Below are 15284 nucleotides of genomic sequence, written 5' to 3' on the forward strand. Positions count from 1 at the left end.
GAAGAGGAGGCCCATTTGTCTATTTCCAAGATCCTAGTTGCCAATCGCTCCGAAATCGCCATTCGCGTGTTTCGGGCTGCCAATGAACTCGGCATAAAAACGGTCGCCATCTGGGCTGAGGAGGACAAGCTCTCCCTGCATCGCTTCAAGGCGGACGAAAGCTATCAGGTCGGTCGCGGCCCACATCTGAAGCGGGATCTCGGCCCGATCGAAAGCTATCTTTCCATTGAGGAAATCATCCGTGTCGCCAAATTGTCAGGCGCGGATGCCATACATCCGGGCTATGGCCTCCTGTCCGAAAGCCCTGAATTTGTCGATGCCTGTAACGATGCAGGTCTAATTTTCATCGGCCCGAGATCCGATACGATGCGGCAATTGGGCAATAAGGTCGCCGCCCGCAATCTGGCGGTAGACGTCGGCGTTCCCGTGGTGCCAGCCACCGAACCGCTGCCTGATGATATGGACACCGTGGCCAAAATGGCTGGCGAGATCGGCTATCCGCTGATGCTCAAGGCCTCCTGGGGCGGCGGCGGGCGCGGCATGCGGGTGATCCGCTCCGAAAGCGATCTGGCGCGCGAAGTCACGGAGGCCAAGCGCGAGGCAAAGGCCGCCTTCGGCAAGGATGAAGTCTATCTGGAAAAGCTGGTGGAAAATGCCCGCCATGTCGAAAGCCAGATCCTCGGCGATACCCATGGCAATGCCGTGCATCTGTTTGAGCGCGATTGTTCGGTGCAGCGCCGCAACCAGAAAGTCGTGGAACGGGCCCCCGCCCCCTATCTTTCCGAGGAGCAGCGCCAGGAACTTGCCGCCTATTCGCTGAAAATTGCCAGAGCCACGGGCTATATCGGTGCCGGCACCGTCGAATATCTGATGGATGCCGATACTGGAAAATTCTATTTCATCGAGGTCAATCCGCGCATTCAGGTCGAACATACCGTTACCGAAGTGGTGACCGGTATCGACATCGTCAAGGCGCAGATCCACATCCTCGAAGGGTTTGCGATCGGCACGCCGGAATCGGGCGTTCCCCGCCAGGAAGACATCCGCCTGCATGGCCATGCCCTGCAATGCCGCGTCACGACCGAGGACCCGGAGCATAATTTCATTCCCGATTACGGCCGCATCACTGCCTATCGTTCGGCGGCAGGTTTCGGAATCCGGCTCGATGGCGGCACCGCCTATACGGGCGCGATCATCACCCGTTTTTATGATCCGCTGCTGGTGAAAGTGACCGCTGCTGGCGCGTCGCCGCAGGAGGCGATCAGCAGGATGGATCGGGCGCTGCGCGAATTCCGTATCCGCGGTGTCGCCACCAATCTCACCTTCCTTGAAGCGATCATCGGCCATCCGAAATTTCGCAACAATACCTATACGACACGCTTCATCGATACGACGCCGGAACTGTTCGCCCAGGTCAAGCGCCAGGACCGGGCAACCAAGCTGCTGACCTATCTGGCCGACGTGACCGTCAACGGCCACCCAGAAACCAAGGGCCGCCCCAAGCCCTCGGACAAGGCGGCAAAGCCAGTCATTCCCTATATCGACGCCAGTATCACCGATGGCACCAAGCAGAAACTCGATGCGCTGGGACCGAAGGGCTTTGCCGAGTGGATGCGCAACGAACCGCGTGTGCTTTTGACCGATACGACCATGCGCGACGGCCATCAATCGCTGCTGGCCACCCGGATGCGCACAAATGACATTGCCCGGATCGCCAGTGTCTATGCCCGCGCCCTGCCCAATTTGCTTTCGCTGGAATGCTGGGGCGGCGCGACCTTTGACGTCTCAATGCGGTTCCTGACGGAAGATCCGTGGGAACGACTGGCACTGATTCGCGAAGGCGCACCCAACCTGCTGCTGCAAATGCTGCTGCGCGGCGCAAACGGTGTCGGCTATACCAATTACCCCGACAATGTTGTGAAATATTTCGTCCGCCAGGCGGCAAAGGGTGGCATCGACCTTTTCCGGGTGTTCGATTGCCTGAACTGGGTCGATAATATGCGCGTCTCCATGGACGCGGTGCAGGAAGAGAACAAGCTGTGCGAGGCGGCAATCTGCTATACCGGCGATCTCCTGAACAGCGCCCGGCCAAAATACGACCTGAAATATTATACGGCTCTTGCCGCCGAACTGGAAAAGGCCGGTGCCCATATCATTGCCGTCAAGGACATGGCCGGGTTGCTGAAACCCGCTGCCGCGAAAGTTTTGTTCAAGGCGCTTCGTGAGGCGACCAGCCTGCCGATCCATTTCCACACCCATGACACATCGGGTATTTCCGCCGCCACTGTGCTGGCAGCCATTGATGCCGGTGTCGATGCCGTGGATGCCGCCATGGACGCGCTGTCGGGCAACACCTCCCAGCCCTGCCTCGGCTCGATTGTCGAAGCCTTGGCCGGAACCGAGCGCGATCCAGGGATCGATCCGGAATGGATTCGTCGCATTTCCTTCTACTGGGAAGCAGTGCGGGGCCAATATGCGGCATTCGAAAGCGATTTGAAGGGTCCGGCCTCAGAAGTCTATCTGCATGAGATGCCCGGCGGCCAGTTCACCAACCTGAAGGAGCAGGCCCGCTCGCTGGGGCTGGAAACCCGCTGGCACGAGGTGGCGCAGACCTATGCCGACGTCAACCAGATGTTCGGCGACATCGTAAAGGTCACGCCATCTTCAAAGGTGGTGGGCGATATGGCGCTGATGATGGTGGCGCAGGATCTGACGGTGGATGATGTCGAGAATCCGGATAAGGACATCGCCTTCCCCGACTCGGTCGTCTCGATGCTGAAGGGTGATCTCGGTCAACCACCCGGCGGTTGGCCACAGAGCCTGCAAAAGAAGGCGTTGAAGGGCGAAAAACCGTATACGGCCGTGCCGGGATCGCTTTTACCGCCCGCCGATCTCGATGCCGAACGCAAGACCATCGAGGACAAGCTGGAGCGCAGTGTCAGTGATTTTGAATTCGCGTCCTACCTGATGTATCCGAAGGTGTTCACGGATTTCGCCCTGGCCTCCGATACCTATGGCCCGGTCTCGGTCCTGCCGACCCATTCCTATTTCTACGGCATGGGCGATGGCGAGGAGCTGTTTGCCGAAATCGAAAAAGGCAAGACGCTTGTCATCGTCAACCAAGCCGCCAGTGCTCCCGATGCCCAGGGCCTGGTTACGATGTTTTTCGAGCTGAACGGTCAGCCACGCCGTATCAAGGTGCCGGACCGCAGCCATGGCGCGTCCGGTGCCGCCGCCCGCCGCAAGGCGGAGGCCGCCAATGCCGCCCATATCGGTGCGCCGATGCCCGGTGTCATCTCACGGGTCTTCGTCGCGGCAGGGCAGTCTGTGAAAGCCGGGGACGTGCTGCTCTCCATCGAAGCGATGAAGATGGAAACCGCGTTGCATGCCGAACGCGATGGCAAGATTGCTGAAGTGCTGGTGAAGGCCGGTGACCAGATCGACGCCAAGGACCTGCTGATCGGCCTTGAGGCATAACAAACTACTGCATAATTCCTTAAATCGAAATCGATTTAAGGAGAAAATTATGCAGCAAATTTAAAGTGTTACAGCGTCCTTTGTGCGTTTTATAAAACGCACGGCGCTGTAATGACGCGGCGCGTCCCTCAGGATGCGCCGCCCTTATCGCGGAAACTTTTTCTTCGAAATTTTGCAGACGTTACGACCGGTCGGCCATTCCGTCGTCAACGCTTTCCTCGATCCGCTCCATGTCATCGTCGGACAGGCCGAAATGATGGCCAATCTCGTGGATCAGCACATGGGTGACGATATCGCCCAATGTTTCTTCATTCTCGGCCCAGTAGTCGAGAATAGGGCGGCGATAGAGGGTGATCTTATTGGGCACCTCGCCGGTTTCCATACTGAAACGCTCGGAAATGCCGCGCCCTTCGAACAGGCCCAGCAGATCGAAAGGCGTCTCAAGCGCCATGTCTTCAAACACGTCGTCGGTGGGAAAATCGGCAATCTCGATGATCAGGTTTCCGGTCAGGTCACGAAATTCCTTCGGCAAATTGCCGAAAGCTTCGATCGCCAGCGACTCGAACGTGCTGATTGTCGGCGCGTGTTTTTCGCGCCAGTCGTCGGATTGGTCTACCCGGGCCATGGGAACTCCTACTACAGCGCCGCGCAGGACTGACATCGCGCACCCGCCATAACACTCGAATGGACTGTGGAGGCCTGTCACCGACCGGCTCGAAGGTCAGGTAAGGGTCGTTCCGCAGTAAGATCCCCCATATAGTCTGTTTAATTGCACTTTACGAGTGCCATTCAAAACCCGGCCAGTTCCACTTGAAAATGCTGGTAATATGAGCTGCCATTGAAGCCGACAGTTGATATTTCTTATTCGTTCACAGCCAGAATGCGTGAGCGTAAGGGGCGGAGAGACCCCGCCCCTTTGCAAAGCCTGAGAGACATACCTCAGGCGGATGCTTTGTTCTGCCGGTTGGCAATCAAATCATCGACAACGCCAGGATCGGCGAGCGTCGATGTGTCGCCCAGCGCGCCGAAATCGTCCTCGGCGATTTTGCGCAGGATACGACGCATGATCTTGCCGGACCGGGTTTTCGGCAGGCCGGGAGCGAACTGAACCTTGTCGGGAGAGGCAATCGGGCCGATTTCGGAACGGACATGCTTAATCAGCGTCTGGCGCAATTCCTCATCGCCCTCATGGCCCGCCATCAGCGTCACATAGCAATAAATGCCCTGGCCCTTGATGCCGTGCGGATAACCGACCACGGCGGCTTCCGAGACCAGATGATGCGAGACCAGTGCCGATTCCACCTCAGCAGTCCCCAGACGGTGGCCGGACACATTCAGCACGTCATCGACGCGACCGGTGATCCAGTAATAACCGTCCTCGTCACGACGGCAGCCGTCGCCGGTGAAATACTTACCCTTATAGGTAGAAAAATAGGTCTGAACGAAGCGATTGTGGTCGCCATAAATCGTCCGCGCCTGACCCGGCCAGCTATCGATCAGGCAAAGATTGCCATCTGCGGCACCCTCAAGCACCTTGCCTTCATTGTCCACCAGCTCCGGCTTGACGCCAAAGAACGGCCGGGTCGCGGAACCGGGCTTGAGGATCGTGGCACCGGGCAGGGGGCTGATGAGAATGCCGCCGGTCTCGGTCTGCCACCAGGTATCGACAATCGGGCAGCGCTGATCGCCGACCACGTTATAATACCATTCCCAGGCTTCCGGATTGATCGGCTCACCGACCGAGCCCAGCAATCGCAGGCTGGAGCGCGAGGAGCGCTTGACGAACTCGTCTCCGGCCCCCATAAGCGAGCGGATGGCAGTCGGCGCGGTATAGAAAATATTGACCTTATGCTTGTCGATGATTTCCCAGAACCGTCCCTGGTCGGGGAAATTGGGTACGCCTTCGAACATCACCGTCGTCGCGCAATTGGCCAGCGGCCCGTAGACGATATAGGAATGGCCGGTGACCCAACCCACGTCTGCCGAGCACCAGAATACCTCACCGTCTTTATAATCGAACACATATTCGTGGGTCATCGCCGCATAGACGAGATAGCCACCGGTCGTGTGCAGCACGCCCTTTGGCTTGCCGGTGGAGCCGGAGGTGTAGAGAATGAACAGCGGATCTTCCGCCTTCATCTTCACCGGCGGGCAATCCGGCTTCACCTTGGCGATTTCCTGATGATACCAGAGATCGCGCCCCGGAGCCCAGCCGACCTTGCCGCCGGTACGGCGCACCACCAACACCTTGTTGACGATGACATATTGTTTCGCCGCAATGTCGATGGCGACATCGGTATTTTCCTTGAGCGCCACCGGCTTGCCGCCGCGCACTCCTTCGTCACAGGTGATCACGAAGGTCGATTCGCAATCGACGATCCGGCCAGCCAGGGCTTCAGGCGAAAAACCGCCAAACACCACCGAATGCACAGCACCAATACGCGAACACGCCAGCATGGCATAGGTCGCTTCCGGCACCATCGGCATATAGATGGTGACGCGGTCGCCTTTCTTGACGCCATGCGCTTTCAGCACATTGGCGAGCCGGCAGACATTGTCATAAAGTTGGTTATAGGTGATCCGCTTGTCGATATAGGGATTGTCCCCTTCCCAGATGATTGCGGTGCGCTCACCATGGGTTTTCAGATGCCGGTCGATGCAATTATAGGAGACATTGGTCAGCCCGTCCTCAAACCACTTGATCGGCACCTTGCCTTTGAAACTGGTGTTCTTGGCCTTGGTATACGGCTTGAACCAATCGATCCGCTTGCCGTGCTTGGACCAGAACTTCTCCGGCTCCTCAATGCTTTCCTCGTACCATTTCAGGTATTTGTCGTTATCGATCAAAGCCTGGGCCTTGGCGGCCTTTAAAACGGGATAGGTCTTCGCAGACATGAAATCCTCCTGATGTGACGCAGCCATGACAGGCTGCGGAGAGCTCCTCACCTCTCTCAACATGCGACCTGGCATGATGCGGTGCAGTGGCTCTGCATCATGATATAGGTGTCATACTGCCAATTCTTATCAGGTCGCCACATGGCGGCAATTAGACAAAGGTCATTTGTCTTTCAAAGAATTGCATTTCTGCGTCAACCGGCGTATATAGCCGTTGATTTCCCGGAAATTCTGGTTGTATCCACGGCTCGCGCCCGACGGCGCGTACCTACAGAAGGATTGTAATTGCATGGCCCAGACACTGCTTATGCCAAAGGCAACGGCCGTATGGCTCGTAGACAATACGGCGCTGTCATTCGAGCAGATCGCCCAGTTCTGCAAGCTGCACCCGCTTGAGGTAAAAGCCATTGCCGATGGCGAAGCCGCGCAGGGCATTAAGGGTCTTGATCCCATTGCCACCGGCCAGCTTTCCCGCGACGAGATCGCGCGCGGCGAAAAAGACATTGCCCACAAGCTGAAGATTTCCGAGCCGAAGGTGCGCGTGCCTGATTCGAAGCGCCGTGGCCCCCGCTATACGCCGGTCTCCAAGCGTCAGGACCGCCCGAACGCCATTCTCTGGCTGGTGCGCAATCATCCTGAGCTGAAGGATGCACAGATTTCCCGGCTGGTCGGCACTACCAAGAGCACGATCGAGCAGATCCGCGACCGCAGCCACTGGAATTCGGCCAATCTCGCGCCGATGGACCCGGTAACGCTTGGCCTGTGCAGCCAGATCGATCTGGACATGGAAGTGGAAAAGGCCTCGAAGGGCCGTCCGCTGCCGACAGCTGCCGAGCTGGGCGCCACCCTGCAATCGGCATCGCAGACCGAACATCTCGATTTCTACGCCCAGGAAGAGGAAAAGGAAATCGACGCCAATGCCGTGTTCAAGAAGCTGCAATCGCTGAAATCGACCACTCCCGAAGAAGAAGACGATCAGTACTGATCCGGCATATCAGCGTTGGAAAATTCAAACCCCGGTGGCTCCGCCCCGGGGTTTTATTTTGAGGGTTTTGTTGGTGAAATCAGCAGCCCTCACCGGCTCCCGAAAATCGCCGATCCCACCCGAACACTGGTGGCACCAAAGGCAATAGCCGTCTCATAATCACCCGACATGCCCATCGACAAGCGCTCAACGCCGCATTGCCCGGCCAGCTTCGCCAGAAGAGCGAAATGTGGCCCAGGATTTTCTTCGGCTGGCGGAATGCACATCAATCCCACAATATCGAGGCCGAGTTCCGACCGGCAAAGGGTGACGAAATCCACCGTATCCTGCGGGGCAATGCCCGCCTTTTGCGGCTCCAACCCGGTATTGACCTGCACATAAAGCCGCAGTTGCCGGCCCTGCTTGACCATTTCCTCGGCCAGCGCGCGGGCGATTTTTTCCCGGTCCACCGTCTCAACCACATCGAACAGCGCCACGGCTTCCGCTGCCTTGTTGGATTGCAGTGGCCCGATCAGATGCAGCTCGATCTCAGGCGTTTCGGCTTTCAACTCCGGCCATTTTCCCTGCGATTCCTGCACCCGGTTTTCACCGAACACCCGCTGGCCATGCAGGATGGCCGGGCGGATCGCCTCCGCGTCGAAGGTTTTGGAAACGGCGACCAGCGTGACCGCCTCCGGGGTTCGATCAGCTTCGCGGGCCGCAGCGGCGATCCGGGTCCGTACCTCATCCAGTCGTTCTTCAATGGTCATCGCCAGCAATCCATATTTTAAAATTCCGCCTGTTTTCGCGGCACTGGCCGCGAAAGGCAAGAGCCTTGCAAGTGCATTATAGGCACCGCAGCAAGGAATGCGTCCCAGGATGGCCCGATTCCGGCGCAAAACCTTGACGCTAGGGCTGTTTCATGGTGAAGGTCCACCCAAATTTTCAAGCAATTCGGACGTAGCATCCCATGAGTACAGAACGTTACAATCCGCGCGATGCGGAACCTCGTTGGCAGGAAAAATGGTCTGAAGCGAAAATCTTCGAGACCGATAACGACGATCCTCGCGAAAAATACTACGTACTTGAGATGTTCCCCTACCCGTCTGGCCGCATCCATATCGGCCATGTGCGCAATTATGCCATGGGCGATGTCGTGGCTCGCTACAAGCGCGCGCGCGGCTATAATGTCCTGCATCCGATGGGTTGGGACGCTTTCGGCATGCCAGCCGAAAACGCCGCCATGCAGAACAAGGTTCATCCCAAGGACTGGACCTATCAGAACATCGCCTCCATGCGCGCCCAGCTGAAATCCATGGGCCTGTCGCTGGACTGGTCACGTGAATTCGCCACCTGCGATGTCGAATATTACCAACGCCAACAATATCTCTTCCTCGACATGATGGAAAAGGGCCTGGTCTATCGCAAGCAGTCCAAGGTCAACTGGGACCCGGTCGACCAGACGGTGCTGGCCAATGAACAGGTGATCGATGGCCGCGGCTGGCGCTCCGGTGCGCTGGTCGAGCAACGCGAACTGACTCAATGGTTCTTCAAGATCACCGATTTCGCCCAGGATCTGCTGGACGCCCTGGACACGCTGGATCACTGGCCGGAAAAGGTCCGGCTGATGCAGAAGAACTGGATCGGTCGCTCTGAAGGCCTGGCCATTCGCTGGGAGATCGCCGCCGGTACCGGCCCTCAGGGCTTTGCCGACGTGCAGGTCTATACGACCCGCCCTGACACACTGTTCGGCGCCAGCTTCCTGGCGATTGCCGCCGATCACCCATTGGCCAAGGCGCTGTCCGAAACATCCACCGACATTGCGGCCTTCTGCGACGAATGCCGCAGGGCAGGGACCTCACTGGCTGCGCTGGAAACCGCCGAGAAAAAGGGCTTGGACACCGGCATCAAGGTCAAGCATCCGCTTGATCCTAGCTGGGAATTGCCGGTCTATATCGCCAATTTCGTGCTGATGGACTATGGCACTGGCGCGATCTTCGCCTGCCCGTCAGGAGACCAGCGCGACCTGGATTTTGCCCGCAAATACGATCTGCCTGTTGTGCCTGTTGTGATGCCAAAGGATGGCGATGCAGCCAGCTTTACCGTCGGCGATACCGCCTACGACGGCGATGGCGTGATGATCAATTCCCGCTTTCTGGATGGCCTGACGACACAGGAAGCCTTCGATGTCGTGGCAGGCAAACTCACCGCTGCACAGCTCGGCAATGAACCTGTCGCAGAGCGCCGGGTGAACTTCCGCCTGCGCGACTGGGGCGTATCACGCCAGCGCTATTGGGGCTGCCCGATCCCGGTTATTCACTGTGATGACTGCGGAGTTGTTCCGGTTCCGAAACAGGATCTGCCGGTCAAGCTGCCGGATGACGTCACCTTTGACGTGCCTGGAAACCCGCTGGATCGCCACCCAACCTGGCGCAACGTTTCCTGCCCTTGCTGTGGCAAGGCGGCCCGGCGTGAAACGGATACTATGGACACGTTTGTCGATTCCAGCTGGTATTACACCCGTTTCACCGCACCATGGGAAGACAAGCCGACCAACCCGGCTGTGGCCAATCATTGGCTGCCAGTCGATCAATATATCGGCGGCATCGAGCATGCGATTCTGCACCTGCTCTATTCCCGCTTCTTCACCCGCGCCATGCGCGAGACCGGCCATGTCGCCGTCAGCGAGCCTTTCAAGGGTCTGTTTACCCAAGGCATGGTCGTCCACGAGACCTACCGTCTTGGCAGTGGCGCGAATGGCGAATGGGTGGCGCCTGCGGATATCCGCGTCGAGGATGTCGATGGCACACGCCGCGCCTTCCTTCTCTCCTCCGGCGAGGAAGTGACGATCGGCTCCGTTGAAAAAATGTCGAAGTCGAAAAAGAACGTCATCGACCCCGACGATATTCTGGGCTCCTACGGTGCCGACACCGCCCGCTTTTTCGTTTTGTCGGACTCGCCACCGGATCGCGACGTGATCTGGTCGGAAGCCGGTATCGAAGGCTCGCATCGCTTCGTCCAGCGGCTTTGGCGGCTGGTTTCCGAGGCTGCTGAAGTGCTGAGAACCTCTGCATCGACTCCGGCTAAGGATGGTGCGGGCAGGTCGGTTTCTCAAGCTGCCCACAAGACCTTGCAGGCTGTCGGAGCCGATCTGGACAAACTGGCCTTCAACAAGGCCGTGGCGCGGATTTACGAGTTGCTCAATGCTCTGGCAGCGCCGCTGACGCAGGTGGCATCTGGACAGGCCGATGCTGACTTCGCCGCTGCGGTGCGCAACGCTACAGAAATACTAATCCAAATCATCGCTCCGATGATGCCGCATCTGGCCGAAGAATGCTGGGCGGTGTTGGGCCATTCCGGAATGGTGTCGCAAGCAGACTGGCCGGTTTTCGACGCTGAATTGGTGGCTGAAAACGAAGTGGTCATGCCGGTGCAGATCAACGGCAAGAAGAAGGCCGAATTGACAATCGGTCGCGATGCGGATCAGAATGCCGTCAGCCAAGCGGTGCTCGATCTGGATGCCGTCAAAGCCGCTCTTCAAGGGCAGACGCCTAAGAAGATCATTGTGGTTCCGCAGAGGATTGTGAACATTGTCGTCTGATTCACGCGTAAATTTATCCCGTCGCGCGGTTCTCGCCGCGTCCGTTGGCCTGCTTGGCGCCCTTGCGGGCTGCCAGGTCAGACCGCTCTACGGCGAAGCCCAGGGTACTCGCAAGTTAATGGCGTCCATCGGCTTCTCCCCGGCAACGGACAGAGTTGGGCAAGAAGTTCGCAACCGGTTGATCTTCCTTGCCGCAGGCGGGCAGGGGGAACCGGCCCATCCCGAGTATCTGGTCACACTGGTCGTACATACCGACACAACGGAAGTTCTGATCAACGAAAGTACCGACCGGGCGACTGCGGGTCGCGTGACAGTCAGCGCTGACTATACGCTGAAGAAGGCAAGTGATCTTTCCGTCATGCGTATCGCCCATCGCCAGTCCGTCGCATTGGTTGATTTTCCGACACAGGAATTTGCGAAGCTGCGCGCTGTAAGAGATGCCGAAAACCGAGCTGCACGAGAATTGGCGGAGTTGATCTCAGCCGATTTGGCTAGCCTACTGGTTCGTAAATAATAATTGCGGGCTTTGCCAAGACGGAGAGCAGCGTATCTTCGCGAGGATGCGCCTGAAATCGCAATAGCGCAGCGCTATAGGTTGCTTGGGATGACATTGAACCAGACAAGCTATAGCCATCCTTTAATCCGCTTGTCTCTTTGAAAAACCGATTCTACTTTTTCCTGACAAAATCTAGAGCAACATGTGTTTGATCAAACGCTTTTTGCTCTAGCACTCTAAATTTGCTGCACTGCCTGTCTGGTACACGGCCAAGCGGAGAGACTTGAAGCCCATGGTTGAAGTCAAGTCACACGAATTCGATGGCTTTCTGCAAAAATCAGTTCGTCACTACAAGATGTTCCTGGTCTACGGCCCGGATGTCGGACTTGTGGCGGAACGCGCGGCAACGATTGCCAAATCGACTGGCGTTGTGCTGGACGATCCCTTCTCGGTCATTCGGCTGGACAGCAGCGACCTGCAGAGCGATCCGGGAAAACTATTGGACGAAATGAATGCCCTCGGCCTCTTCGGCGGCGACCGGCTTGTCTGGATCAGAGGTGTCGCCAATGAAAAAAGCGTGGTGGATGGGCTACAAATTCTTGCCAAGGACCCACCAGACTCCAGTTGTCTGATCTTGGAGGCTGGGGATCTCAAAAAGGGATCAGCGACCCGCAAAATAGCCGAACCGGCCCGCAATATCGCGGTTATTCCCTGCTATCAGGACGATGCACGGGCCATCAATGCCTTGATTGACGCGGAATTCAGCACCGCTGGAAAGAGATTGACGCCTGCGGCTCGTTCGCTGCTCAGCGAGAGCCTGGGAGGCGACCGCAGGGCCTCTCGTAATGAGATATCCAAGTTGCTGCTCTATTGTCTGCATGACGACCTCGTGGACGAAACTCATGTTGAACAGATTATCGGCGATGCCAGCGCCGTTTCGACGGATGAGGCGGTAGATGCCGTGCTTGCTGGCAATGCAGACGCCCTGCTGCATGCCATCCAGAAAATCGCCACCTCCAAGACGCCGATGTTCCTGGTTCTCCAGGGATGCCTTCGACAGTTTCAGTTGCTGGACATTATGCGAAGTGAGATGGATGAAAAACGGCAACAAGCTACCCAGGTCATGCAAACACTTGGTCGCCAGATACATTTCAAGCGAAAAGCACTCTTTGAAAAATCTTTAAAGAATTGGCCGTCAGACGCACTTGCAGTCGAGATGCGGCGATTACAGGCGGCCATTCTTGCCAGCAGACGTCAGCCATCATTGGAAGACAGCTTGTCGCTCCAAACACTACTGGCGATTACCCTGCAATCGGCGCGGAGAAGCCGCTAACGACTTCTCCTTTTGGCCTTTTAAAGTCGAAACACATCAACGAAGACCGTCCGCAGCTTGCTGCCAAAGCACATGAAAAGTTTAGCGCGCCTCGAGCAACCGGCAAATTTCCTCAAGCTGCTCCAGGGTTTTGTAATTGATTCGCAGCTGGCCACCGCCGCCTTTGTGACTGATCGATACATCCAATCCCAAACGATCCGACAGGCTTCTCTCCAATGCGACCGTATCCGAATCTTTTGCGGGCACCACATGTGGCTTTGGCTGGCCTTGGCCCTTGATGTCGTTTTGCGCCAGACGTTCAGCATCTCGGACCGACATGCCCTTGGACACGATTTGGCGTGCCAAGCTATTCGGATCTGACGTCGAGACCAAAGCCCGAGCATGACCTGCGGACAGAGATCCATCGGCCAGCATATCGCGAACGGGATCAGGAAGCTTCAACAGCCGCAGGCTATTGGCCACGTGGCTGCGGCTCTTGCCGATGATCTCGCCGAGATCGTTCTGGGTATATCCATGTTCTGCAATCAGTTGCTCATAGCCCATCGCTTCTTCGAGCGGATTGAGATCGGCACGTTGAACGTTTTCGACAATTGCCAATTCCAGAGCGGTGCGATCATCCACATCGCGAACGATGACGGGAATTTCCACCAGTCCCGCCAACTGGGCTGCACGCCAGCGCCGTTCGCCAGCAATGATCTCGTAACGGGCTGTCGCAATCGTTCGTACCACGACTGGCTGCACAATGCCATGTTGGCGAATGGAGCCGGCAAGTTCCTGAAGAACCGTTTCGTCAAAGTAACGACGAGGATTGCGTGGATTACGAGATACGAACTCAATCGGCACCATCCGGTCGGCAGAGACCAAGGCTCTGCTCTCATCGACAGGAACAGGTTGATCCATTTCGCCAATCAAGGCGGCCAAACCACGACCGAGACGCCGTTTCGAAATATCGTCGTTCATCACGAACCTCTTCGTTCACTCTTCACGCTGGAGTAGGAGTCCACTCATCGCGTCAACACCATTCAAATCGTCAGAACTCACTTCCCATTGGCGAAAGCCCGACGATCTAAGCCGCGCGACGTTGCCGTTCCCTCTGAATAACTTCTGAGGCCAATTGCAGATAAGCCTGGCTGCCTGCACATTTCAGGTCATAAAGAATAGCCGGCTTGCCATAGGACGGCGCTTCCGAGACACGCACATTGCGCGGAATGAGCGTGTGATAAACCTTTTCGCCCAAGTGACTGCGAACGTCTGTCACCACCTGCTGGGCAAGATTGTTCCGCGAATCGAACATTGTCAGCACAATACCCTGGATATCCAAGGTGGGATTAACGTTGCGCCTGACCTGACCTATCGTTTCAAGCAATTGGCTAAGACCTTCCAGCGCAAAAAACTCACATTGGAGCGGCACCAGAATAGAATGCGCCGCAGCCATGGCGTTCATCGTCAGCAAATTAAAAGACGGCGGGCAATCGACCAGCACATAGGAATAGGCCAAACCATCTTGCGACTGCAAAGCAGCTTTCAAGCGAAATACCCGATCAGCCTTCTGGGCGATTTCCATCTCAAGCCCCAACAAATCGAGAGTGGAGGGGACAATCGACAGATTAGGCACCGCGGTATCGATAACCGTTTCGGAAACGCTATGGCTTCCAATCAATAAATCATAGGAGGACAATTTGCGGTCACGGCGGTCAATTCCCAAACCCGTGCTAGCATTGCCTTGGGGATCAAGATCGACAATCAACACTCGTTCGCCAATCGCAGCCAATGCGGTTGCTAGATTAATGGCGGTCGTCGTCTTGCCGACACCACCTTTTTGATTGGCAATGGTTATGATCCGGTTCTTCTCGTAGGGCATGAGGTCACCTGACTGATCTTACTTTGATCGTGCAAGCCCGCTCACTTCCAGGATGACAGAGTCGGCTTCAAGCACGCTAGGATGTATTACCAGATCGAACGTCCATCGGTCACGCGCATTGTTAATTTCAGACTGGTAATCCCGACCTTTATGCAGGAGAAAATTAAGTTTCTTGTTTTTTTCGGCCCAAGGGGACGCATAAGAGAAAAGCAGATCGAGATCCGCGAGAGCTCGAGCCGAAATTGTATCGCAGGCCGACAGACTTTTGTGTGCCTCTTCGATTCGCAAGGGATGAACCCTACCCCTCGCTCCGGTTTCCATCAGAGCTGTGCGGAGGAAAGCAGCTTTTTTATTATTGCTCTCGACCAAATCGACCCAGCCGTCGCTCATTTCCGACAATAAAATTGCCGTAATGACACCAGGAAATCCACCACCGCTTCCCAAGTCAATCCAATGCTGAGGATTCGGGCGGAGTTTAAACAGCTGGGCGCTATCAATGACATGTCGATGCCAGATCTGATCTTTCGTTGAATTTGCAACAAGGTTGATGACCTTGGACCACTTGCCAAACAGATCAACGAAATGATCCAGTTTTTCGTATGTTTCACGTGAAACACGTAGGCCGGTAAGCCGCTGAAAGAGACTCGCGGACATTGC

The 15284-nt window shown here is 56.6% G+C and carries 11 protein-coding genes; 5 read left to right on the plus strand and 6 right to left on the minus strand.

Translation table 11 applies throughout. The features are described 5' to 3' along the window. Positions 1-15: 15 nt before the first annotated feature. On the plus strand, positions 16-3477 hold the full coding sequence (gene pyc, locus G6L01_RS16325; RefSeq protein WP_070166214.1) for a pyruvate carboxylase: 3462 nt from the start codon (positions 16-18) through the stop codon (positions 3475-3477). Between the two features lie 181 nt (positions 3478-3658). On the opposite strand, the gene G6L01_RS16330 is transcribed toward pyc, so the two are convergent. Both G6L01_RS16330 and acs read right to left on the minus strand, forming a co-directional pair. Then, positions 3659-4102 (minus strand): metallopeptidase family protein, encoded by a 444-nt coding sequence (locus G6L01_RS16330; RefSeq protein WP_015917590.1) that lies wholly within the window; start codon positions 4100-4102, stop codon positions 3659-3661. Between the two features lie 314 nt (positions 4103-4416). Then, positions 4417-6372 carry an acetate--CoA ligase gene (gene acs / locus G6L01_RS16335; protein ID WP_070166269.1) on the minus strand — a complete coding sequence of 652 codons (1956 nt, stop codon included), beginning with the start codon at positions 6370-6372 and terminating at the stop codon, positions 4417-4419. Between the two features lie 289 nt (positions 6373-6661). Between acs and G6L01_RS16340 the strand changes: the two genes are divergently transcribed. Further along, the gene (locus tag G6L01_RS16340) at positions 6662-7357 is read left to right on the plus strand and encodes a DUF1013 domain-containing protein (RefSeq protein ID WP_015917592.1); all 696 of its coding nucleotides are present in this window, start codon (positions 6662-6664) and stop codon (positions 7355-7357) included. Positions 7358-7446: 89 nt separating this feature from the next. Here the strand turns inward: G6L01_RS16340 and G6L01_RS16345 are convergent, their stop codons facing one another. Next, the gene (locus tag G6L01_RS16345; RefSeq protein ID WP_070166268.1) at positions 7447-8106 is read right to left on the minus strand and encodes a YggS family pyridoxal phosphate-dependent enzyme; all 660 of its coding nucleotides are present in this window, start codon (positions 8104-8106) and stop codon (positions 7447-7449) included. Between the two features lie 200 nt (positions 8107-8306). Here G6L01_RS16345 and leuS point away from each other — a divergent pair, with 200 nt between their 5' ends. The 3 genes from leuS to holA all read left to right on the plus strand — a co-directional run bounded on the left by leuS (position 8307) and on the right by holA (position 12766). Continuing rightward, positions 8307-10937 (plus strand): leucine--tRNA ligase, encoded by a 2631-nt coding sequence (leuS, locus tag G6L01_RS16350; RefSeq protein WP_070166213.1) that lies wholly within the window; start codon positions 8307-8309, stop codon positions 10935-10937. Beyond that, a complete protein-coding gene (gene lptE / locus G6L01_RS16355) occupies positions 10927-11451 on the plus strand; it encodes an LPS assembly lipoprotein LptE (protein ID WP_070166212.1) in 525 nt (174 codons plus the stop codon). The genes leuS and lptE overlap by 11 nt, the downstream gene beginning before the upstream one ends. 274 nt (positions 11452-11725) lie before the next feature. Continuing rightward, positions 11726-12766 (plus strand): DNA polymerase III subunit delta, encoded by a 1041-nt coding sequence (gene holA, locus G6L01_RS16360; protein ID WP_070166211.1) that lies wholly within the window; start codon positions 11726-11728, stop codon positions 12764-12766. A gap of 81 nt (positions 12767-12847) precedes the next feature. On the opposite strand, the gene G6L01_RS16365 is transcribed toward holA, so the two are convergent. The 3 genes from G6L01_RS16365 to rsmG form a co-directional block, all read right to left on the minus strand. After that, complete coding sequence (locus G6L01_RS16365) at positions 12848-13726, minus strand: ParB/RepB/Spo0J family partition protein (RefSeq protein WP_070166210.1); 879 nt, start codon at positions 13724-13726, stop codon at positions 12848-12850. A gap of 106 nt (positions 13727-13832) precedes the next feature. Continuing rightward, complete coding sequence (locus tag G6L01_RS16370; protein WP_015917598.1) at positions 13833-14627, minus strand: ParA family protein; 795 nt, start codon at positions 14625-14627, stop codon at positions 13833-13835. An 18-nt stretch (positions 14628-14645) separates the two neighbouring features. Continuing rightward, positions 14646-15281 (minus strand): 16S rRNA (guanine(527)-N(7))-methyltransferase RsmG, encoded by a 636-nt coding sequence (rsmG, locus tag G6L01_RS16375; RefSeq protein ID WP_070166267.1) that lies wholly within the window; start codon positions 15279-15281, stop codon positions 14646-14648. Positions 15282-15284: the final 3 nt, after the last annotated feature.

The sequence above is a fragment of the Agrobacterium vitis genome (assembly GCF_013337045.2).
Lineage (GTDB): Bacteria > Pseudomonadota > Alphaproteobacteria > Rhizobiales > Rhizobiaceae > Allorhizobium > Allorhizobium vitis_B.

What these genes read in the sequence shown, in the direction of transcription:
- G6L01_RS16345 (WP_070166268.1), bottom strand. Translation starts at nt 8,106, where the DNA reads ATGACCATTGAAGAACGACTGGATGAGGTACGGACCCGGATCGCCGCT.
- G6L01_RS16370 (WP_015917598.1), bottom strand. Translation starts at nt 14,627, where the DNA reads ATGCCCTACGAGAAGAACCGGATCATAACCATTGCCAATCAAAAAGGT.
- G6L01_RS16340 (WP_015917592.1), top strand. Translation starts at nt 6,662, where the DNA reads ATGGCCCAGACACTGCTTATGCCAAAGGCAACGGCCGTATGGCTCGTA.
- rsmG (WP_070166267.1), bottom strand. Translation starts at nt 15,281, where the DNA reads ATGTCCGCGAGTCTCTTTCAGCGGCTTACCGGCCTACGTGTTTCACGT.
- G6L01_RS16365 (WP_070166210.1), bottom strand. Translation starts at nt 13,726, where the DNA reads ATGAACGACGATATTTCGAAACGGCGTCTCGGTCGTGGTTTGGCCGCC.
- G6L01_RS16330 (WP_015917590.1), bottom strand. Translation starts at nt 4,102, where the DNA reads ATGGCCCGGGTAGACCAATCCGACGACTGGCGCGAAAAACACGCGCCG.
- holA (WP_070166211.1), top strand. Translation starts at nt 11,726, where the DNA reads ATGGTTGAAGTCAAGTCACACGAATTCGATGGCTTTCTGCAAAAATCA.
- leuS (WP_070166213.1), top strand. Translation starts at nt 8,307, where the DNA reads ATGAGTACAGAACGTTACAATCCGCGCGATGCGGAACCTCGTTGGCAG.
- acs (WP_070166269.1), bottom strand. Translation starts at nt 6,372, where the DNA reads ATGTCTGCGAAGACCTATCCCGTTTTAAAGGCCGCCAAGGCCCAGGCT.